This window comes from Lactobacillus huangpiensis (assembly GCF_019972815.1).
In the GTDB taxonomy this organism is placed as follows: Bacteria; Bacillota; Bacilli; order Lactobacillales; family Lactobacillaceae; genus Lactobacillus; species Lactobacillus huangpiensis.
The window spans coordinates 1-20200 of sequence record NZ_BPPA01000009.1 but is presented as its reverse complement, the minus strand read 5'-3'; the positions used below and the strand labels follow the sequence as shown (position 1 = coordinate 20200).

The window sequence follows — 20200 nt, the reverse complement described above, 5'->3', positions numbered from 1 at the left end:
TGTTGCAATTAAGGTGGTACCGCGTTTAAAGGCGTCCTTAAGATAAGCAATAGTGTTTTTATTTTTGCAAAAAAGGGAGATATATTTGATGAAGAAACTGACAAGTTCACAATTTAGACAAATGTTTTTGGATTTCTTCAAGCAGCACGGACACATGGTATTGCCCAGTCAATCATTAATCCCACAAGATGACCCAACATTGCTGTGGATAAATTCCGGTGTGGCAACGATGAAGAAATATTTTGACGGTTCTGTAGTCCCTAAAAATCATAGGATTACCAGTTCGCAAAAATCAATTAGAACAAATGATATTGAAAATGTTGGTAAAACGGCCAGACACCAGACTTTTTTTGAAATGCTGGGCAACTTTTCTGTTGGTGATTATTTTAAAAAAGAGGCAATTACTTGGGCCTGGGAATTTTTAACGAGTCCGGACTGGCTTGATTTAGATCAGGAAAAGCTTTATTGCACGGTTTATCCTAAAGATACCGAAGCATACAAAATTTGGTTAGAAGTTGGGATGCCTGAAGATCATATCGTTAAACTGGAAGAAAATTTCTGGGATATTGGCGAAGGTCCTTGTGGTCCTGATTCCGAGATCTTTTATGATCGTGGTCAAGAAAATAACGATGTAGCGGAAGATGATCCAGAAAACTTCCCTGGTGGTGAAAATGCCCGTTATTTGGAAATTTGGAATATCGTCTTTTCACAATATAATCACTTAGCAAATGGCAAGTATGTTGATCAACCGCATAAGAATATTGATACCGGTATGGGCTTAGAGCGCGTTTTGTCTATTTTGCAAGATGCGCCAACTAACTTTGAAACTGATCTCTTTTTGCCGATTATTCATGAAACAGAAAAAATGACTGCTGCTAAAAAATATGGCACAAATAAAGCAGATACCACTGCTTTTAAGATTATTGCAGATCATGTGCGGACTGTCAGTTTTGCTATTGCAGATGGTGCATTGCCATCAAATACAGGGCGCGGCTATGTTTTACGGCGCCTAATTCGGCGTGCCGATTTAAATGGTCAGCGCTTAGGCATTAAGGGAGCTTTTCTTTACAAACTAGTTTCGGTAGTTGGCAAAATTATGGAGAGTCATTATCCGGAAGTTACACAGCAAAAAGATTTCATTGCCAAAGTAATTAAGAACGAGGAAGAAAGGTTCCAGTTAACCCTTGAGTCGGGATTAACTTTACTTGATGACCTGATTGCAAGTGCACAAAAGTCAGAAGATAAAACAATTACTGGTAAAGATGCATTCAAATTATTTGATACTTATGGTTTTCCTTATGAACTGACTTTTGAAACTGCACAGGATGCAGGTTTAAAGGTTGACCAAAAAGGTTTTGATGCCGAAATGGCAGCTCAAAAAGAACGTGCCCGTAAAGCTCGTGGCAATTTGCAATCGATGAGCTCTCAAGATGAAACTCTGATGAACTTAAAGGATAAGTCAGAATTTGAATATGGCGTTTATGAAGAAAAGCACGCAAAATTAGTTGATATTATAGTTGATGATCAGTTAGTTGATAAAGCAGATGGCGATAATGCTGTTTTGATTTTTGATAAGACTCCTTTTTATGGTGAACGTGGTGGCCAGGTAGCCGATCATGGTAATATCTATAATCAGGAAGGAGAACTTGTTGCTCAAGTAACCGATGTGCAACATGCGCCCAATGATCAAAATATGCACTTTGTCGATGTGATTTTACCTCTGACAAAAGGTGAGGAATATACTCTAAAGATCGACAGAGTTCGCCGCGAAGGTCTGCGCCATTCTCATACTGCCACGCACTTATTACATGCAGCTTTGAGAAGCGTACTTGGTGAACATACTCATCAAGCAGGCAGTTTGGTTGACCCTGATTATTTACGTTTTGACTTTACTGCGCTTGAGCCAATGACCGAAAAGGAACTTAAATCAGTTGAGAACCTGGTAAACCAAAAAATCTGGGCAGCAATTGATGTCAAAACTACTATTACTGACCCTGATACTGGTAGAAAGATGGGTGCTCTAGCTTTATTTGATGGTAAATATGGTGATAAAGTCCGGGTTGTCCAAATAGCAGATTTTTCTATTGAATTCTGTGGTGGTACTCATTGTGCCAATACTAACCAAATAGGTATTTTTAAGATTATTTCTGAATCTGCTATTGGTGCAGGTATGAGAAGAATTGAAGCAGTAGTTTCCAAGAAAGCTTATGAGTACTTGGCCAGCAGATCAGAATTGTTAGATGAAATCCAGGCAGAAGTAAAATCAACCAAACCAGAAGATATTATTGATAAGGTTGATTCGCTTGAAAAAGACCTGCATGACAGTCAAAAGCAGGTTGAGGACTTGAACTTGCAAATCAATCAAAGTAAGGCCAACTCTATTTTTGATAATGTAGAGCAAGCAGGTGATCTATCAGTTATTGCACAAAAAGTTGATGTTAACGGGATGAATGATTTGCGTGAATTTGCTGATACTTGGAAGAGTGGCAAAAAGTCAGATGTGCTGGTTTTGGCTACCGCTAATGACGGCAAGGCAAATATGATCATTAGTTTAGGTGATAAAGCCTTAGCAAAAGGCCTTAAAGCAGGTGATTTAATTAAGCAAGCTGCTCCAATCTTTGGCGGAGGCGGAGGCGGTCGACCAGATATGGCTCAAGCCGGAGGTAAAAAACCTGGAGGCCTTGAAAAGGCTATTCAGACAGTGATCACAGCGATTTCAAAAAATTAATTGATTGAGTTTATACTGTTTTTCAAGTAAAATTGTGCTAGGAGGAATGATTATGAGTTCGCTAGATAAGACAATGCACTTTGACTTTAATGAAAATAAAGGCAAAAACGTTCATGACACTCTGCAAGATGTTTATAATGCTCTGGAAGAGAAGGGCTATAATCCAGTTAATCAGATTGTCGGGTATTTATTGTCTGGCGATCCAGCCTATATTCCACGGCATAATGATGCTCGTAAACTAATTTTAAAACACGAACGTGATGAAATTATTGAAGAGCTTGTCAAAAATTATCTTGGAAAAGATAAATAATGCGATTAGTTGGTTTAGATGTTGGATCAAAGACAGTAGGCGTTGCAGTTAGTGATGAATTAGGCATCACTGCGCAAATGCTTGAAACTATCCCTATCGATGAAACGCGTTATAATTTTGGTATGCGTGCAATTAAAAAGATTGTGCGACAATATGAACCAGCGGGTTTTGTTTTAGGTTTGCCCAAAAATATGGATGGATCTTCTGGCGTTGCGGTTGCGCGAAGTAAGGCATACGGTGAAAGGCTTGAAAAGAAGTTTGGTTTGCCAGTGCATTATTCTGATGAGAGACTAACTACAGTTGAATCTGAACGTGTTTTAGTTGAAGAAGCAGATATGCACAACCGCCACCAACGTAAAAAAGTGATTGACCAAATGGCCGCTGTCTTGATTTTACAAAATTATTTGGATCTAAACCGAAAGGATTAATATGACACAAGAAGTTAACGGTGATGACCGTCAAATTACCTTGATTGATGATCAAGGCAACGAAGAATTATATGAAATTTTATTTACATTTCATTCTGATGATTATGATAAATCATATGTTCTGCTTTATCCGGCAGCTGCCAGTGATGATGAGGAAATTGAAGTTTTGGCTTTTAGTTATGACTCCGATTCCGAAGGTGATGTCACTAGCAGTGATTTACACGAGATTGAAGCAGATGATGAATGGAATATGGTTCAAGGAGTTTTGAACACATTTTTGGACGATGACCGATTAAGTGGTGAATAAAAGAGACTGGCTGGGCCAGCCTTTTTTATTCAAGATTAATAATTTAGAAACTAATGAATGATAAGATATTAGAAACTTTAGAATTTGCAAAAATTACTGAACAACTGCAACAAATGGCGATTACTACACCAGCTAAAATGGCAGCTTTTAATCTTGTACCAAGTGATGACTTTGCTCAAGTAGAACTTGCACTGAAGCAGACTTTGGCGGGTGCTGATATTTTGCGGATTAAGGGACAACTGCCTTTAACGGATTTTGCTGATGTTGGACCGAGTATTAAGCGCTTGCGGATCAAAGCTAATTTGAATGCAAAGGAATTAGGCAACTTATTGCTGGTTTTAGCACTTGCTAATGAAATCAATGACTTTTTTAGTGAAGATGATAAAGAAAAACTGAATTTAGCAGCAATAGACTCCATCTTGGCAAAACTAGATGTGCCTCAATCACTGTTCAAGCAGCTTAGTCGTTCGCTGGATTTTGACGGGGAAGTTCTTGATACTGCATCTGCTGAATTATCCCATTTACGTCACGAAATCAAAAATAATGATGCAGAAATTAAAGATAAAATGGACAGCTACACAAAAGGAAATAGTAGCAAGTACTTATCCGAGCAGATCGTGACTATTCGTGATGACCGTTATGTTATTCCGGTTAAACAAGAGTATCGTAATAAATTTGGTGGTGTCGTTCACGATCAGAGTGCTAGTGGTCAAACTTTATTTATTGAACCAAGTGCAGTTTTAAATCTCAACAATCGTCAGCAAAATCTTTTGGCGCAAGAAAAAAGGGAGATTAGTCGGATTTTACGTAATCTGTCAGATTTAGTACGTCCCGAAGCTGACAGCATTAATACGATTGCAAATTCTTTGGTTGAACTTGATTTTATCCAGGCAAAAGCAAAACTGGCTCATGTCATGAAAGCTACCGAACCAAAGTTGACTCATAACCAGTCATTACTATTTTTGCAGGCACGACATCCTTTAATTGACCCTAAAAAAGTCGTTGCCAACGACATACGACTTGGTGAAGATTACGATACTATATTAATTACTGGCCCCAACACTGGTGGGAAAACCATTACATTAAAAACAGTAGGGATATTGCAGCTAATGGTGCAATCAGGTCTGTTTATTCCAGTTGCAGAGGGAAGCAAAGCAGGTGTGTTCAAAGACATTTGTGCTGATATTGGAGATGAACAATCTATTGAGCAATCGCTTAGTACTTTCTCCTCACATATTAACGGTATTGTTAAAATAATGAAAAGCGTCAATGCTGAAACTCTTGTTTTGATTGATGAAATTGGAGCTGGGACTGACCCAGAAGAAGGAGCAAGTCTTGCAATCAGTATTTTGGATTTCTTACGTCAAAAGAAGGCCAAAATAATCGTCACAACACACTACCCAGAACTCAAACTTTATGGTTATAATCGGGAAAGAACGACTAACGCTTCAATGGAGTTTGATCTAAAAACACTGTCTCCAACCTATCGTTTACAGATCGGTATTCCAGGTCACAGTAACGCCTTTGCTATTGCCCGCAGGCTGGGGATGCGTGAGGATGTGGTTAAAAAAGCTCAGGGATTAATGAGTGATGAAAATGTTGATATTAACCAAATGATTACTGAGTTGACAAAACAAACCAAAGCTGCTTCGGATGCTCGCAGTCATTTAACAACTAGTCTTGATCGGGCTAAAAAACTTGAAATAAAATTGCAACAGGCTTTGGATTGGTATAATCAGCGTGTGCAAAAGCAACTGGAATTTGCACAAGAAAGAGCTAATGAAGTAGTCACAAAAAGTCGTAAGAAGGCTGATAAAATCATAGAGCAGCTTGAACAGCAAAAGGGCAAAGTTAAACAAAATGAAATTATTGCTGCTAAAGGTGAATTTAATCAGCTTGAACGGCAAAATGAAAATTTGGCTCATAATCGCGTTTTGCAACGCGAAAAGAGACGTCACCATGTCAATGTAGGTGATAAGGTAAAAGTACTTTCTTACGGACAAACTGGCACTATTACCAAAAAATTATCCGAACATGAATATGAAGTCCAAATGGGTATCATTAAAGTAAAAGTTAGTGATCGAGACATAGAAAAAATCGGATCACAAAAAGAATCACAATCTACTAAGCAAGTTCGCGCTATTAGTGCAAGCAGGCGGAGCAATGTGAGAAGTGAGCTTGACTTGCGCGGTCAGCGTTATGATGAAGCGATGACTAATCTAGATCGCTATATAGATTCTGTACTGCTGGCAGGACTTGATGTTGTCACGATTATTCATGGAATTGGCACTGGCGCAATTAGAAAAGGAGTTTGGAAGTATCTAAAATCAAGCAAGCATGTGAAAAGCTTTAACTACGCTCCGGCAAATGAGGGCGGCAACGGAGCTACTATCGTGCATTTGCAATAAACTGATTTACTTGTAAAAAGTAAGTCTGCTTGCTATAATTAAAATATCAATAGATAACTATTTTTTCCTTAAAGGAGGTTTTTTCATGGTTGATGAGCTTACAGATCAAAACTTTGAAGAAGAAACAAAAGACGGCGTCGTTTTAACAGACTTTTGGGCAACCTGGTGTGGACCTTGTAAAATGCAATCACCAGTAGTTGATGAACTGGCTGAAGAGAGGCAAGACGTTAAATTTACTAAGATGGATGTTGATCAAAATAAAGAAGTACCTAGTTCCTTAGGAGTAATGGCAATTCCAACTTTATTAATTAAAAAGAATGGTGAAATTGTTGATCGTATTACCGGTTATACTCCAAAAGCAAAACTTAGTCAGATTTTGGATCAATATACAAAATAAAAAATTCCTGCATTTGCAGGAATTTTTTAATTGCTTTTTTCTTTTAATAAATCACGTATTTCCTTGAGATAGTCTTCAGCAGATGGACCAGCAGGTTGCTGCTTCTCATTGTGTTTCATTACTTTATTGACAGCTTTAACTAGTAAGAAGACTATGAAAGCGATGATTAGAAAGTTAATTACAGTATTGATAAATTCACCGTATTTAAATGTGGCACCACCAGCTTTAAATACAAGATTAGACAAATCAATTTTACCGATGAACAAACCTATAAGCGGGTTAATTAAATTGTTTACCAGAGAATTAACAATGTTAGTAAAAGCCCCACCAATAATTACACCTACAGCCAGATCAATGACATTACCACGTTGAATAAATTCTTTAAATTCTTTTAGCATTTTATTTCCTCCATTCTTACTTTAATCATATTGCAAAAATGGTAAAAAACTAAATTATTTGTTTCTGGAAGTTTAATCAAACTTAGCAATTAATTTAACTTCTTTTTTCCGTTCATCAACTTTGATCTCGCACTCCGTTGTGCGACCTGTTTCCTTTTCAACTGCTTCTGCAATAATGCCAGCTTCAAGAGAAAATTCTCGACTGCCACTATTAATTCGATCAGTTATATTTTGTCCCTTGAGCATAAATATTTCTTCGCTGTGATGGCTTCTTGTTTTTTCTAAGTTGCCAAATTCAGTGGTTGCAAAAAAACTAACCACATCTTCAAATGATAACAGATCGTATTTACGGGCGATTCGCTTGCCACCCCAATAAAGAATCGCTTCATTGTCTTCGCCTAAAATCGTCGGCAGTAGGAAATCACGATAAAGTTGATTCACAAAATAAACATGTTCGTGTTGCTGGTTATTGTTTTGCATACAGAAATTCATCCCTTTTATTTTCTTATATTTTACCGTAAAATTGATTGAAGTATAAATTATTTAGGGGAGACTTTTATAATGGATAATCGACCAATTGGTTTGCTAGATTCTGGAGTTGGTGGATTGACAGTAGTCAAAAAGATCGTTGCCAAAATGCCACATGAAGCGACCGTTTTTATTGGAGATAATGCTCATATTCCTTATGGTGATAAGTCTAAAGCGGAAATTATCGCGCTTACTAAGCAGAGTGTTAACTTTTTGCTGAGCAAAAACGTCAAATTGATTATTTTTGCTTGTAACACGGCCACGGCAGTGGCTATGAAAGCTATTCAAAAAGAAATTGAACCGCAAATTATTGGCGTAATTCAGTCAGGTGCGGTTGCAGCTGCAAATGCAACAAAAAACAAAAATGTTGCAGTCGTGGCTACCAAGATGACTGTCGGCTTACATGCATATCAAAAGGAAATTCAGACACGTGATCCCGAGATAACGGTGAGCGAACTAGCTACCCCACAAATTGTACCTCTAATTGAAGCCAATGCGGGACATCAAGCTTATGTTTTTGCTCTTAAAAAGATTTTATTGCCAATAAATAATTTAAATATTGATACTCTAGTCTTAGGATGTACTCATTATCCAATTATCCGCAATGAATTTGTCCAATGCTTGAAACCCGGTATACAAATAATAGATCCAGCAGATCAAGTTGCCAACTATACATATAATATTATGAAACGTAATCAGATGTTCACGGATAGCTCAGCTAAAGGAAAGCATAAATACTATACTACAGGTGATGTCAAAATGTTTGATGAACTTGGTAAAACGGTATTACAGGATCAGAAATTTAGTGCACAGCACCTTTAGTAAAGGAGAAAAAATGGAGATATTATTTGCTACTACCAATAAAGGAAAAGTCAAAGAGCTAAAATCAGCATTTAAATCTGCTGCAATTAATGTTAGCCTCAAAACAAATGCTGATTTAGATAGACCACCTTTAGTTGATGAGTATGGAATAACTTTTGAGCAAAACGCTAAGTTGAAGGCCCACGAATTAGCAGATTACAGTCATATGTTGACAATAGCTGATGATTCTGGATTAATCGTTGATGCACTTGATGGTGCTCCTGGAGTTCATTCTGCACGTTTTGCCGGTCCCGAGCATAATGACCAAAAGAATAATGCCAAATTGCTAGCAGAACTTGGCGGAGTACCTTTAAAAAAACGGACAGCCAGGTTTAATACTACAATCGTAGTTTCTAAGCCAGGTCATTTTGACCAGGATTTAGTTGTTTCAGGTCAGTGTGAAGGCTTAATTTTACCCGCGCCTCAGGGCGATGATGGATTTGGCTATGATCCACTTTTTTATGTGCCTGAAAAGCAAAAAACTTTTGCAGAGATGACAGTTGCTGAAAAAAATAGTCTTTCTCATCGGGGAAAAGCGATATCTCAATTGCTTAAAGAGTTACCCAATTGGCTGGCTCAGTTTGAATAAATGAAAAAACTGATGAAAATCTTTAGTCATATCTCAACAAAAATAATAATAAGTTTGTTGATTTTACCATATTTGATTTTTATCAGTTTTTATTTTTATTCTGCCAATAAAATTTTATTTTCGGGTAAAATTTTTAAATATTGTGTCAGGTACTCATCTTGAACTTCTTTTTCATGGCCAGGTTTGACTTGAAAATGAACAACATAATTGACAGTTTGTGCTGTTTGTTCTGTGATACCAACTATTTTAGGTTCTTGCACTAGAAAATCAAAATTAGTACTCAATTTATTATTAATTTGGTTAATAATATCGTGAATTTTTGCAAAGTCATTATTGGCTTTAAGCTGCATTGTTATATCCAAACCAATGCCGCCGTGAGCTAGATTTTGGACTATTGAAATGTTGCGATTGGGGATGTAGATAATGGAGCCATCGGATCCTTTAAGTCTGGTAGTTCGTAGACCCAACTGAACTACAACTCCCGTTTGATTGTTAATGGAAACAATGTCACCTACATCAAACTGGTCTTCGCTTAAGATGAAAAAGCCGTTGACCAAATCACTGACAAATCCTTGCGCTCCCATACCTAAAGCTAATGAAAAAATACCGGCACTTGCAAGCAGAGTTCCAATTGGAATGCCTAAAATAGATAATACCGCAAATAAGTAAAAGAAGATTACTGTATATTCAAAGATACTGTTAATTAATGCCGTAACAGTTTGTGTTCTCTTATTTTGCTTTCTTTTACTGCGCTTTAAATAATGGCTGATAATTTTTTTGCCAAAATGATCAATTAAGTAAAAAACTATGGATGAAATTGCTAACTGCCAGACAATTGCCAAAACTTGTTCACCCAGTCTGTCCCAGTTGAATTTGAGGACATTTTTGTTGATTTGAAATATTTTATTCATTGTAATTACCTTTCGTATATGCATATTAACTATAACAAAATATGACATATAGATTGAGATTAAAGAATTTTCATGCTAGACTTTTTTTAGGTATAGAATTGGAGGTAAAAGATGAAATTTTCTTATGGTGCATTAGCAGGGTTGATTGCTGCCATTGCATTATTAATTTTAGTACTTTTCACAATTCCAGTGCTTATTCGAGCCGCAAAAGCTACTAGAGAAGCAGAAAAAACGATCCGAAGTGCTAATGAGTCGATTCAACAAACTTCTGAAGATGTGAATGATTTACTTCATCAGACTGGGGATTTGCTGGATAAAACCAATGTCTTGCTAACAGATGTTAATGTTAAAATGAAAACTATTGATCCTGTTGTTCAGGCAGCAGCTGATCTAGGCAAAAGCGTTTCAGATGTTAATACCTCTACCAGAAAAATGGCAAAACGTTTCAATAATTTTCATTGGAAACGTAATGGATTGATGTCATCTGCTTTAGCATCGGTGTTCGCACGGCATAAGCGACGAAAAGGTGAAGATTAGTAAAAGGAGTTACTTTTATGAAAAAATTTGTAAGTTTTGTTTTAGGTACTATTGTTGGGACCGCAGCAGGGTTTCTTGCTGGTTCTCTATTAGTAAGTGATGACCAAATCGATGAATTGAAGAAAAAAGTTAAGAACAATGAAACTGTTCAAGACTTAAAGAAAAAATATGATAACGGTACAGAAATAGTAAAGAATCAACTGGCTTCATTCCCTAAGAATGTAGAGGATGATTCAGAACTAAAGGATTTTGATGATATCGTTATTGATAATTCAAAAGATGATGACGCGCAGGATAAAGATCATGCTCAAGATGTAGCGAATGATCTGCATCATGCAGAAACAAATGATGATTTTAATCATCCGGAACCTCCAAAGCCTGAAGGTCCATCTGATCCGTCTGATGCACCAGTCGACCCATATTCCAGACCATAAAATTAATTAAAAATGGCGCTAGCAGAAAAGATATTGCTGCTAGTGCCATTTTTGTTTAGTCAAACAATTTAAGTTCTTGTTTAAAGAGGCAGAACTTTGAGTTCCTTACTGGTGTGAGTAAATGGCTTATAACCATCTTTAGTAACGACTCCACAATCCTCAATTCTGACACCCGCAACATTTGGAATGTAAATCCCGGGTTCAATTGAAAAACACATTCCCTCTTCAATTATGAGATCATTACCTTGGACAATTGAAGGATATTCGTGAACTTCTTTTCCGATTCCATGACCTAAACGGTGAATAAAATATTCTCCATAGCCGGCTTTTGTAATGATATCCCGGGCAACACTGTCGAGTTCAGAAGCTGTCATACCTGGTCTGACCGCATCGATAGCAGCTTGTTGAGCTTCACGATCAATTTCATAAATTTCTCTTTCCTTAGCCGTTGGCTCGCCATAAGCAACGGTTCGACTGGAATCTGAAGCATAACCATTGTGCATAGTACCCAGATCAAAAAGAACTAATTCATTTGGCTTAACTTTATTCATAGTAGGACCTAGATGAGGATTGGCAGCATTGGCACCAGCCTGCACAATAGTTTCAAAACTTTCATGCATTACTCCTTTTTGCACTTTGAGCTGATACTCAATTTGTCCTGCTATATATCTTTCAGTTACGCCCTCTTTAATTGCGTCGAAACCAATTTGAAATGCAAAATCTGCTTCACGTCCTGCGGCCTGCAATTGTTTAATTTCCTCAGGAGTTTTATAAAGACGAATTTTATTAACAAAATTTGAAAGGTCACCCTCAAAATTTGCATCTGGAAATTGTTCATGAATGAGTTGGTAGTGGGAAACAGAAAGGTTATTTTTCTCTAAAGCCCATTTTTGATATTCTTTTGTTTTACTTTTTACCTTGTCAGCAATAATTTCCCACGGATTTTCTGAATCCAGATAGCCGTATACATCACCGTTCCAGGCTGAGTTTTTTGCTTCTTCAACGTTTAAAGCTGGCACGAACACAAATGGATCTTGGTCCTTGAATGCTAAAAGGGCAAAAATTCGTTCGTGAGGCTCCATATCATATCCGGTAAAGTAGGCAATTGTAGTTGGGTTAGAAATATAGGCAACATCGTTGTCAGAACTTTGCAGCCATTCTTGTAATTTTGTTAAATTCATAGCTTCTTCCTTCCATTTTGAATTCGTAGTTAAAGAAAGTATATCATGTTCTCGACTTGAAAAAATGAAAGAATAGTTGTAAACGTTTGCACTTTCCTAAAAAAAATGATAAATTTTATACTAGTAAAATTAAGATGGGGGAACCAAGAATGCGTAAACAAGATATTACAATTTATGATGTAGCTCGTGAGGCTAAAGTATCAATGGCCACAGTTTCACGAGTAGTTAATGGCAATACAAATGTGCGTAAAGATACGCGCGATCGAGTAATGAAAGTAATCAACCGGTTGCACTACCAACCTAATGCCGTAGCTCAAGGTCTTGCGTCCAAAAGAACTACTACGGTTGGGTTAATTGTACCGGATTTAACCAACCTTTATTTTGCAGAGTTGTCAAAAGGTATTGATGATATTGCTCTTTTGTACAAATACAATATCATCATTACCAGTATTGAAAACCGTTTGATGAGAGAAGACCAGGCGATTCAAGGGTTGCTTAATAAACAGGTTGATGGGGTAATTTACATGTCAGATACACTGCCTGAAGAAGCGGTTGAAGCTTTTAAGCGTACTGATACTCCAGTGGTTCTGGCAGGGACTAAAGATAGTCACAGTGAATTTCCGTCAGTTGCCATAGATTATAAAAAGGCAGATACAGAAGCCTTAAATCTACTTTATAATGATGGCAGAAAGAATTTGGCTTTGGTATTAGACAATCCTGATACTGTAGTTAATGTACAAAACAGAATTCCAGCTTACAAGAAATTTATGTCAGATCATAACTTAGGTGAAGGTCATATTTATTCTAATGTTAAGGATCATTCTGACGGATATAATTTATTGTCACAATTAGATCAGGATGGTGTCGATGGCGTAATTGTAACCAATGATGTTACTGCTGTTGGCATTTTGAATTCCGCAATTGATGCTGGTAAAAATGTGCCTGAAGAATTAGAAATAATTACTGCAAGTGCTACGCAAATTGCCTCAGTTGTCCGTCCCGCTTTGACAGCTATTCGGCAACCACTTTATGATATTGGTGCAGTAGCAATGAGAATGCTCACAAAGCTAATGAATAATGAAGAAGTGCCGGAAACACAGATTGAACTTCCTTATGAAATATTAAAAAAGCAAAGTACAACAAATGAATAAAGATTGTTTATCATATAAAAAGTGTTGCAAGTTAGTCATGCAACACTTTTTTAGTTGTTAATTTTTGAATTTGCCTTATTTGTTCCCATGTATTGAGAGGCTCGGCAGATTTCAATGGTAGGTAAGGAGTTAACGCAATATTAGAATAACGACTCATCCGTGGTAAATGACGATAATTTTGCCAACTAGCTTCGTCAAAAAAGCCATAAAATAGAATGTCACGTGCTTTGACCCACCCCAAGGATGTATATAGCCATAAACTTTTGGGACTGCCATTGAAATTCTCTATTTTAAACAAAGTATTGGCAGGTAAAACTTTGTTTGTCTGGGATTGGTTATCCGGAAAACGGTAAAGGTGAGCTCCCCTCTGCGATTTAGTTAAAATTTGCTTACTTTGATAGGGTGCAATATCTTCAGGCTTCAAATCCATATTAACAAATTCTGCCGAGATAAAGGTCTGGTTGGCAATTTGATAATAAAGCTGATTATGGGCTCTGACCCCATACATTACCTCAAATTTTTGCCCCGGATAAACAAACTTATCTTGTTTATCCCGCATATAAGGATTCATCATTGTTTTAGTCTTTTTTTTGCCAAAATAACTGCCACTACGGTGAATGTCATATTTCTTAGTACCTTCTTTTGCCAGTTTGTATTTAAAACCAGTATTAGGGAAATTGGTTACGACACCATCAACATTTTTATTAATTAGCCATTGCCATAAATCAGGGGACTCATCCATTTCAGTCCATACAAAAACCTGCTTATTTAACTGGTGCAGCCAATGTATCAGCCAAGCATGATTTAAAATCAAATCAGAGGAAACATTAACGGCATTTACTTGCGGTAAATTACTAAAATTCATTCTTTTAAGGCTGCCGACAATTAAAATTAGGTAGGCATCGGGCATAATCTTACGGAAGTGAAACAAGCTGGCAACTGAAAAAGAATGGATCATAACCCGTTTCTCCATATGATACTTTTTGACAGTTGCTGCAATTTGGTCTTCTAATTCATAAGACGGATCTATCGAATGATCTATTTTAGTTTCAAGAATAAATTTTGTATTTGGTCTTTTTTGATAGTATTCAAATAATTGTGGTAAACTCATGACATGTTCACCGTTGTCATAGGTTAACTCGCTAAGTGCCCGCCAATTATTTTGTGATACAATTGCATGTGTATGGGTCACGCGAAACAAGTCATCATCGTGTGAAACAACTAACTCTCCATCTGCAGAAAGATGGAGGTCAAGTTCAACGTAATCAGCACCCGAATTAAAAGCAGAGTTGTCACTTTGAATAGTTTCTTCAGGATATTTGCTGGGGTCGCCCCGATGGCCGACCACAGTGAAACCACAGGTTGTAATAAAAATGATGCTAAAAATGAGAGCCCTGATTAATTGGCTTTGATATTTCATGTGTACACCTCTATTGTTAATTACAATAGCATGGTTGCACATTTTTTGCTACATGTCACAGATTTAATTTATGCGGGGGATATTGATGAATGAACAATATGAAGAGTTGGATTTAATTGAAGAAATTGTGCGCAACGATGGCAGTAAGTATTTTGAAATTTCCAATATTGATCAAAATGGAATAGCTGAACTTGCCGCAGATCGTGGAAAAATTAAAAGCGTGCGAATTTTGCAATTGAATATTCCACGTACTAAGGCCCTTATTACCTATGAAAAATATATTAATGAAAACTACAAACTTGAAACTTTGACTAATGAAGAAGACTGGAAAAATCCTGATTGGGTGGAATGGAAAAAGCCAAAGGGGAAAGTCCTAGATGCATATAATATGGTTTTGAAATCTAATCAAATTGGATAGAGAGCAGGATAATGGAAAAAATTCGCATTTTACACACTAATGATTTACATTCACATTTCGAACATTTCCCCAAAATTGGTCGTTATTTAAGAGAAGCTCAAAAAGATAAATCTGTCGATCAGATTCTTACTTTTGATGCTGGTGACTTCATGGATCGTTCTCATCCTTTGACTGATGCGACATATGGTCAAGCTAATATTAAGTTAATGAACTCTTTTCATTATGATGCAATTACTATTGGCAACAATGAAGGAATTTCCAATTCACATTGCGTAGTGGAAAAATTATTTGACCATGCTAATTTTCCCGTTATTTTAGCGAATTTGCGAGAAGAAGACGGTTCAATGCCCCATTGGGCTGTTCAAAATAAAATTTTGCTTACCAAAAAGGGTACTAGAATTGGTCTAATCGGTCTGACTGCAGCTTATCCTCTTTCTTATGAACCTAATCACTGGCATGTTAAAATGTTGAAAGAAACAATGGACGATGTTTTGCCCAAAATGAAGGGCCAGTATGATGTGTTAATTTTAATAACTCATATTGGCTTAAATATGGATACTTTTTTAGCTAGAAATTATCCTCAAATTGACTTGATTGTGGGTGGACACAGTCATGACCTGTTGCCACGTGGTAAAAAGGTGGAAAATGTCTGGATTACTCAAACAGGTAAATGGGGTAATTATGTGGGGGACACTTATATGGAAATCGATGATAATCATCACGTGCAAAAAATCACTCCACATGTTGTGCCCACCAGTTTGATGAAGTCCAATTTAGATGATGAGGAAACCATTTTAGGTTACAGGCAAAAGGGAAAAGAAATCTTAAGTCGCGAACTTGTGGCTGATTTGCCTGAGAAATATGATAATGATCGTGAAGCTGCTCTTCAGGTTTCCATGAATGCCATTGCAAATTTTGCAGGAACAGATTTGGCTATGCTCAGTTCAGGTCTTTTTTTAACACCTTTTAAAAAGGGCATTTTGACTAAATATGATTTGCAAAAAGCATTGCCACATTCAATGCATGTTGTGCGTTCTACTTTGAAAGGCAGTGACTTGTGGCGCCTAGTTATGGAAATCGAAAAAAATCGACATTTTTTGGATCAGTTTCCTTTGCAAGGCATGAGTTTTCGAGGAAAAATTTTTGGTCAAATGTACTACAAAGGAATCAAATTTGATCCTATAAGCAGAGTTGTTTTTGTAAATGGCAAGGAAGTTGATCCGTACCAGGAATATCAAATTGCTGTTTTGGATCATTATGTCTTAATACCATTTTTCCCCACCCTAGCAATTGTTGGTGATAATGACTTTTTGTTCCCCAAATTTTTGCGTGAAGTGGTTGGGGATTATTTAGCAAAAAAGTATCCGTTAGCGGGAAGTGAAAGTAATGGTAGAACAAACCAGCAGTAAAAAAGAAAAAGATAATAAATTTGAGCAAGTTCAGCCATTGCGGCATCCTCTGGCTGTTGTTAGCTTGGATGATGATCAACTAAAAATAAACAAACAGCTTTATCAAGTTATGGTTAATAAGAATGAGGCTCTTGATCTTGAACTTTTACGCCAAAAATATGATCCGTATTTAGATCAATATGATTTTATTGTTGGTGATGTGTCAAGTGAACATTTGCGTTTAAAAGGCTTTTACCAGGATAATGCACAAACAGCAATAGATCGAAAAAAGCAGACTATTGCCGACTATTTACTGGAATACTGCAATCCGGGTGGACCATATTTTGTTTTACAACTTTTAAGTCCGGTTCATCATTATCATTATAATAAAAGAAAAAGGCGAAAAAATTCGTTCAAGAATAGGACGCAGAGCTCGAATCGGAGAAAACTGAATAAACCTTTTAAAAGCTATCATATACGTCCGACCAGAATAAAAAAGCCCGAAACAGTTACTGTAAAAAAAGAACGAACAAACCAACATTCTTTTGTAATAAAAAAAAGAAAGGGCAGCAAATAAGTGAAAGATTACCGTTTATTTTTAATTGATCTTGATGGCACAATTTATCGCGGTAAAGAAACTATTGCTTCTGGGGTTCGTTTTGTTAAGCGCCTTGAAAAAGCGCATAAGGATTATATTTTTCTAACTAATAACACTACTCGCACTCCCCAAATGGTTGTAGATAAGCTTAAAGTTCATGGCGTTCAAACCGATGTTGCGCATATTTATACGCCGTGTATGGCAACAGTAAGTTATATTCTGAAAAATGAAAAAGAACGAACAGACAAAATTGGTGTTTATATAATTGGTCAAATTGGCTTGTGGCGTGAATTCATGCAAAATCCAGCTTTTGAACTTAACGATACTAATCCTGAATACGTTGTGGTTGGAATGGATACAGATTTGACTTATCACAAAATTCAAGTGGCCGTGAGTGCAATAAGAAAAGGAGCTACCTTTATTGGTACTAATGCAGATTTAAATTTGCCTAGTGAAAAAGGTTTAATGCCTGGCAACGGTTCTCAGTGTGCAATGATTGCAGCTTCCAGTGGACAAGAGCCGTTTTTTATTGGAAAGCCTTCTTCTGTTATTATTGATATGTTGTTAGCCAAGTTGCATTTTGAAAAAAAGGATGCGCTTTTGGTAGGTGACAATTACGATACTGATATCAAGGCAGGGTTTAACAGTCATGTTGACCAATTGCTGGTAACTACTGGTATTACACAAGTTGCGGATATTGAAGGTAAAAAACAACCTACAATTTTGGTTGACAGCTTAGATCAGGTTAAATTATGAACAAAAGAAATAATATTCTAACTATTATTTATAATTTTATTTTTGCTGTTTCTACTAGCGTTGTAACGGCTCTAGTTGCTAGTTGGCCCTTATTATTTGTATTTGTTTTGGTACAAAAAACAAATAAAACTGTGAATTTATCAGTTGGTCAAGTAATGAGCAACTATAATCAATTAATGTGGTATTTAATTTGGCCCTTTAAACGTAAATTGCGAATGAGTAATTTGCATACTTCATCTATGGCCGCAGGTCATTTTGTAGATGTCAAAAAATTATTTGTTTTGGCAATTATTGCTTTTTTATGTTGTTTAATAATACTTTTTTGGTGCAAAAAGCAAAATAAAAAATTTTTGCGTTTAAATAAAGTATGGGCATTGTTGTTCTTATTGTTACCAGTTGCCATTTTGCCGTTTGCTCTGACTAATTTTGATAATTTTTTTATTACTTTTCATCATTTGTTTTTTGCAGGCAGCAATACCTGGCTATTTGATCCAGTAACAGATCCAATTATTAATGTCCTCACTGAAGGTTTTTTTGCGTCTTGTTTTGCAATTGCTGGTATTGTTTATGAACTGTATTTCGCTGATAAATTATTGCAAAAATAAAAAGGAGTTCTTAATGGAACTCCTTTTTGTTTTTAATTCGTTTTTTTAATGCAACTATTAAAATCGGCAAAACAGAAATTAGAATAATTGCGATTAGTAACATTGAGAAATGCTCTTTCACAAATGGTATGTTACCAAAGAATGCACCCAATATCGTAAATAGGCCACTCCAGATTATTCCACCAATTATGTTATAAAGAGCAAATTTGCCATAGTGCATATTGCTGCCACCGGAGATAAAAGGAACAAATGTCCTAATAAAGGGAATGAATCTGCCGATAACAATGGTAATTGGTCCGTGCCTGTTAAAAAAGTTTTCAGCGGCCAGGCGATTTTTTTGGTTAATTAGCCTGTTAAACCAAGTATGTTTTGTACCTTGCTTTACAGACCAGGCCCCTATTTCATAATTGCAAGCATCGCCTAAGATAGCCGCAAGCAATACCGCAAAATAAATCCACCAAATGTTCAAATTATATTCTGGGTTAACTGCTAAAGAACTCGCAGCAAAAATTAGTGAATCACCAGGTAAAAAAGGGAAAATAACTAATCCAGTTTCTATAAAAATAATGGCAAAGATAATCAAGTATGTCCAATTGCCAAACTGATTAACTATTTCAATCAGATGATGGTCGATATGCAGAATAAAATTGATTATTGTCATAAACATCTCCTAAATACTGGTTGAATGAATTGTTAAGGTTTTTTCCGGAAAAAGTGAGCGCATGATTGTAGTGATTGCAATTTGTGCTTCTCCAAATCCAAGCCCAATAAGAGGTACGCGCCCAGGATAAGTTGACACATCACCAATTGCATAGATGCCGGGTATATTTGTTTCCATAGAGCGTGATACTTCAATCTGGTTATTGTTTAAGTTGACACCCCACTTTTTTACAAATTGGTTATTAGCACGGAAGCCATACCCAACGATTATTTGATCAAATTGTTCGTAAATAATGTTGCTGGTTCCCATTTCTTTTAAACCGATATTAAGTAGATTATCTCTGATTTGAATTGAATTAGGAAGATAGGGAGTCTGTACTTCAACATTTTTTAAACTTTTAAGTTTTTGAACACTGGATTCTAAACCACGAAATTCATTTCTTCTATGAATTAAATTGATTTTTGTTCCTGGCTGATCTGCTAGTTCAGCCGCCCAATCAAGTGCAGAATCTCCTCCACCGAAGACTCCTATTTTTTGATTTTTAAATTTTTGAGGATCTTTAACATAGTAATGAACTTTTTTTTCAATATCATTATCCATTTTTAGCGGAAACTTTTTAGGAGTAAACGATCCGGTTCCTGTTGCAATAATTACGCTTTTTACAGAAAAGCCATTATCAATAATAAATTTCTTGTCTGCTTTTTTAAGATCTACGACAGGATGATTTAAGATAAAAGTTGCGTTTTGGCTGTTTTTATTTTTCAATTTTTTGATTAATTCATAAGAAGAAATAGAACTAAAAGCTGGGATGTCCAAAATCTTTTTAAATGGATAAAGTAGTTTTGGCTGTCCCCCAACTTCTGCAAGTGAGTCAAAAACTACAGTTTTCAGACCATGAAGATGGGCAAAATTAGCACAGAATAATCCTATCGGACCAGCCCCAATAATTGCTAAATCAAATTTTTTTATTTTAAAAACTCCCCTCTAAACCTTGATATAACAACTTTATCATAAAAAAGGAACTAAGTCTTTTCAATAAATCGTAAAAAAGACTTGCAAAAGGCAAAAATAATTGCTAGTATTAATAACTGTCGTCGGGCAATGAGCCGCAAGGCAAGAGGCCCCTAAGGCCGACAAAAAAATCGAGCAAAAGCAGTTGACAAAAACGAGCTGCTTTAGTAAGATA

At 36.3% G+C, this 20200-nt stretch carries 23 protein-coding genes; 16 read left to right on the top strand and 7 right to left on the bottom strand.

All coding sequences use genetic code 11. From position 1 onward, the window contains the following. Positions 1 to 88 precede the first annotated feature (88 nt). The 6 genes from alaS (at position 89) to trxA (ending at position 6578) form a co-directional block, all read left to right on the top strand. Positions 89 to 2728 carry an alanine--tRNA ligase gene (alaS, locus tag LDM90_RS07575; RefSeq protein WP_223897502.1) on the top strand — a complete coding sequence of 880 codons (2640 nt, stop codon included), beginning with the start codon at positions 89 to 91 and terminating at the stop codon, positions 2726 to 2728. A 52-nt stretch (positions 2729 to 2780) separates the two neighbouring features. Then, on the top strand, positions 2781 to 3038 hold the full coding sequence (locus LDM90_RS07570) for an IreB family regulatory phosphoprotein (protein ID WP_034980704.1): 258 nt from the start codon (positions 2781 to 2783) through the stop codon (positions 3036 to 3038). After that, positions 3038 to 3466 carry a Holliday junction resolvase RuvX gene (gene ruvX, locus LDM90_RS07565; protein ID WP_034980707.1) on the top strand — a complete coding sequence of 143 codons (429 nt, stop codon included), beginning with the start codon at positions 3038 to 3040 and terminating at the stop codon, positions 3464 to 3466. The genes LDM90_RS07570 and ruvX overlap by 1 nt, the downstream gene beginning before the upstream one ends. A gap of 1 nt (position 3467) precedes the next feature. Further along, positions 3468 to 3773, top strand: coding sequence for a DUF1292 domain-containing protein (locus LDM90_RS07560; protein ID WP_034980709.1), 306 nt, complete (start codon positions 3468 to 3470; stop codon positions 3771 to 3773). A 53-nt stretch (positions 3774 to 3826) separates the two neighbouring features. After that, positions 3827 to 6181 (top strand): endonuclease MutS2, encoded by a 2355-nt coding sequence (locus LDM90_RS07555; protein ID WP_223897504.1) that lies wholly within the window; start codon positions 3827 to 3829, stop codon positions 6179 to 6181. Between the two features lie 85 nt (positions 6182 to 6266). Further along, positions 6267 to 6578, top strand: a complete 312-nt coding sequence (gene trxA, locus LDM90_RS07550) for a thioredoxin (RefSeq protein WP_034980713.1) — start codon at positions 6267 to 6269, stop codon at positions 6576 to 6578. 26 nt (positions 6579 to 6604) lie between these two features. Here trxA and mscL read toward each other — a convergent pair whose 3' ends face one another. Continuing rightward, positions 6605 to 6976: a large-conductance mechanosensitive channel protein MscL gene (gene mscL, locus LDM90_RS07545; protein ID WP_034980715.1), complete on the bottom strand. Its 372-nt coding sequence runs from the start codon at positions 6974 to 6976 to the stop codon at positions 6605 to 6607. 72 nt (positions 6977 to 7048) lie between these two features. Then, a complete protein-coding gene (locus tag LDM90_RS07540; protein WP_223897506.1) occupies positions 7049 to 7456 on the bottom strand; it encodes a YslB family protein in 408 nt (135 codons plus the stop codon). Positions 7457 to 7537: 81 nt separating this feature from the next. Here LDM90_RS07540 and murI point away from each other — a divergent pair, with 81 nt between their 5' ends. Together murI and LDM90_RS07530 are read left to right on the top strand one after the other, a co-directional pair. Beyond that, on the top strand, positions 7538 to 8326 hold the full coding sequence (murI, locus tag LDM90_RS07535) for a glutamate racemase (protein ID WP_223897508.1): 789 nt from the start codon (positions 7538 to 7540) through the stop codon (positions 8324 to 8326). Positions 8327 to 8339: 13 nt separating this feature from the next. Next, complete coding sequence (locus LDM90_RS07530; RefSeq protein WP_187161102.1) at positions 8340 to 8954, top strand: XTP/dITP diphosphatase; 615 nt, start codon at positions 8340 to 8342, stop codon at positions 8952 to 8954. A gap of 95 nt (positions 8955 to 9049) precedes the next feature. Here LDM90_RS07530 and LDM90_RS07525 read toward each other — a convergent pair whose 3' ends face one another. Continuing rightward, entirely contained in the window at positions 9050 to 9865 is an 816-nt protein-coding gene (locus tag LDM90_RS07525) for a mechanosensitive ion channel family protein (protein WP_223897510.1), read from the bottom strand. Between the two features lie 111 nt (positions 9866 to 9976). Here LDM90_RS07525 and LDM90_RS07520 point away from each other — a divergent pair, with 111 nt between their 5' ends. Then, positions 9977 to 10402: a DUF948 domain-containing protein gene (locus LDM90_RS07520; RefSeq protein ID WP_223897512.1), complete on the top strand. Its 426-nt coding sequence runs from the start codon at positions 9977 to 9979 to the stop codon at positions 10400 to 10402. 17 nt (positions 10403 to 10419) lie between these two features. Further along, entirely contained in the window at positions 10420 to 10836 is a 417-nt protein-coding gene (locus LDM90_RS07515) for a DUF1269 domain-containing protein (protein WP_198213956.1), read from the top strand. A gap of 80 nt (positions 10837 to 10916) precedes the next feature. On the opposite strand, the gene LDM90_RS07510 is transcribed toward LDM90_RS07515, so the two are convergent. After that, on the bottom strand, positions 10917 to 12017 hold the full coding sequence (locus LDM90_RS07510; RefSeq protein ID WP_223897514.1) for an aminopeptidase P family protein: 1101 nt from the start codon (positions 12015 to 12017) through the stop codon (positions 10917 to 10919). A gap of 149 nt (positions 12018 to 12166) precedes the next feature. Here LDM90_RS07510 and LDM90_RS07505 point away from each other — a divergent pair, with 149 nt between their 5' ends. Then, a complete protein-coding gene (locus tag LDM90_RS07505) occupies positions 12167 to 13168 on the top strand; it encodes a substrate-binding domain-containing protein (protein WP_223897515.1) in 1002 nt (333 codons plus the stop codon). Between the two features lie 31 nt (positions 13169 to 13199). Here the strand turns inward: LDM90_RS07505 and LDM90_RS07500 are convergent, their stop codons facing one another. Further along, entirely contained in the window at positions 13200 to 14588 is a 1389-nt protein-coding gene (locus tag LDM90_RS07500) for a glycerophosphodiester phosphodiesterase (RefSeq protein WP_223897517.1), read from the bottom strand. An 85-nt stretch (positions 14589 to 14673) separates the two neighbouring features. Between LDM90_RS07500 and LDM90_RS07495 the strand changes: the two genes are divergently transcribed. From LDM90_RS07495 to LDM90_RS07475, 5 genes are read left to right on the top strand one after another with little or no spacing between them, the layout of a single operon-like run. Beyond that, a complete protein-coding gene (locus tag LDM90_RS07495; protein ID WP_034980737.1) occupies positions 14674 to 15006 on the top strand; it encodes a hypothetical protein in 333 nt (110 codons plus the stop codon). Positions 15007 to 15017: 11 nt separating this feature from the next. Then, on the top strand, positions 15018 to 16415 hold the full coding sequence (locus LDM90_RS07490; RefSeq protein ID WP_223897519.1) for a bifunctional metallophosphatase/5'-nucleotidase: 1398 nt from the start codon (positions 15018 to 15020) through the stop codon (positions 16413 to 16415). Beyond that, positions 16393 to 16971 (top strand): YutD family protein, encoded by a 579-nt coding sequence (locus tag LDM90_RS07485; protein ID WP_034980741.1) that lies wholly within the window; start codon positions 16393 to 16395, stop codon positions 16969 to 16971. The genes LDM90_RS07490 and LDM90_RS07485 overlap by 23 nt, the downstream gene beginning before the upstream one ends. Continuing rightward, on the top strand, positions 16972 to 17748 hold the full coding sequence (locus LDM90_RS07480) for a TIGR01457 family HAD-type hydrolase (RefSeq protein WP_034980743.1): 777 nt from the start codon (positions 16972 to 16974) through the stop codon (positions 17746 to 17748). After that, positions 17745 to 18353, top strand: a complete 609-nt coding sequence (locus LDM90_RS07475; RefSeq protein ID WP_223897521.1) for a TIGR01906 family membrane protein — start codon at positions 17745 to 17747, stop codon at positions 18351 to 18353. Before LDM90_RS07480 ends, LDM90_RS07475 begins: the two co-directional genes overlap by 4 nt. A 10-nt stretch (positions 18354 to 18363) precedes the next feature. Here the strand turns inward: LDM90_RS07475 and LDM90_RS07470 are convergent, their stop codons facing one another. Beyond that, positions 18364 to 19014, bottom strand: coding sequence for a VTT domain-containing protein (locus LDM90_RS07470; protein ID WP_223897523.1), 651 nt, complete (start codon positions 19012 to 19014; stop codon positions 18364 to 18366). Between the two features lie 9 nt (positions 19015 to 19023). Then, complete coding sequence (locus LDM90_RS07465; protein WP_309294905.1) at positions 19024 to 19944, bottom strand: NAD(P)/FAD-dependent oxidoreductase; 921 nt, start codon at positions 19942 to 19944, stop codon at positions 19024 to 19026. Positions 19945 to 20200 lie beyond the last annotated feature (256 nt).

Bases quoted from the DNA above. Each gene is read 5' to 3' on its own strand.
- LDM90_RS07470 (WP_223897523.1), bottom strand. From the start codon at position 19,014: ATGACAATAATCAATTTTATTCTGCATATCGACCATCATCTGATTGAA.
- mscL (WP_034980715.1), bottom strand. From the start codon at position 6,976: ATGCTAAAAGAATTTAAAGAATTTATTCAACGTGGTAATGTCATTGAT.
- LDM90_RS07490 (WP_223897519.1), top strand. From the start codon at position 15,018: ATGGAAAAAATTCGCATTTTACACACTAATGATTTACATTCACATTTC.
- LDM90_RS07475 (WP_223897521.1), top strand. From the start codon at position 17,745: ATGAACAAAAGAAATAATATTCTAACTATTATTTATAATTTTATTTTT.
- LDM90_RS07530 (WP_187161102.1), top strand. From the start codon at position 8,340: ATGGAGATATTATTTGCTACTACCAATAAAGGAAAAGTCAAAGAGCTA.
- LDM90_RS07495 (WP_034980737.1), top strand. From the start codon at position 14,674: ATGAATGAACAATATGAAGAGTTGGATTTAATTGAAGAAATTGTGCGC.
- alaS (WP_223897502.1), top strand. From the start codon at position 89: ATGAAGAAACTGACAAGTTCACAATTTAGACAAATGTTTTTGGATTTC.
- LDM90_RS07505 (WP_223897515.1), top strand. From the start codon at position 12,167: ATGCGTAAACAAGATATTACAATTTATGATGTAGCTCGTGAGGCTAAA.
- LDM90_RS07500 (WP_223897517.1), bottom strand. From the start codon at position 14,588: ATGAAATATCAAAGCCAATTAATCAGGGCTCTCATTTTTAGCATCATT.
- LDM90_RS07560 (WP_034980709.1), top strand. From the start codon at position 3,468: ATGACACAAGAAGTTAACGGTGATGACCGTCAAATTACCTTGATTGAT.
- LDM90_RS07520 (WP_223897512.1), top strand. From the start codon at position 9,977: ATGAAATTTTCTTATGGTGCATTAGCAGGGTTGATTGCTGCCATTGCA.
- trxA (WP_034980713.1), top strand. From the start codon at position 6,267: ATGGTTGATGAGCTTACAGATCAAAACTTTGAAGAAGAAACAAAAGAC.
- LDM90_RS07555 (WP_223897504.1), top strand. From the start codon at position 3,827: ATGAATGATAAGATATTAGAAACTTTAGAATTTGCAAAAATTACTGAA.
- LDM90_RS07525 (WP_223897510.1), bottom strand. From the start codon at position 9,865: ATGAATAAAATATTTCAAATCAACAAAAATGTCCTCAAATTCAACTGG.
- LDM90_RS07485 (WP_034980741.1), top strand. From the start codon at position 16,393: ATGGTAGAACAAACCAGCAGTAAAAAAGAAAAAGATAATAAATTTGAG.
- LDM90_RS07515 (WP_198213956.1), top strand. From the start codon at position 10,420: ATGAAAAAATTTGTAAGTTTTGTTTTAGGTACTATTGTTGGGACCGCA.
- LDM90_RS07540 (WP_223897506.1), bottom strand. From the start codon at position 7,456: ATGCAAAACAATAACCAGCAACACGAACATGTTTATTTTGTGAATCAA.
- murI (WP_223897508.1), top strand. From the start codon at position 7,538: ATGGATAATCGACCAATTGGTTTGCTAGATTCTGGAGTTGGTGGATTG.
- LDM90_RS07570 (WP_034980704.1), top strand. From the start codon at position 2,781: ATGAGTTCGCTAGATAAGACAATGCACTTTGACTTTAATGAAAATAAA.
- LDM90_RS07510 (WP_223897514.1), bottom strand. From the start codon at position 12,017: ATGAATTTAACAAAATTACAAGAATGGCTGCAAAGTTCTGACAACGAT.
- ruvX (WP_034980707.1), top strand. From the start codon at position 3,038: ATGCGATTAGTTGGTTTAGATGTTGGATCAAAGACAGTAGGCGTTGCA.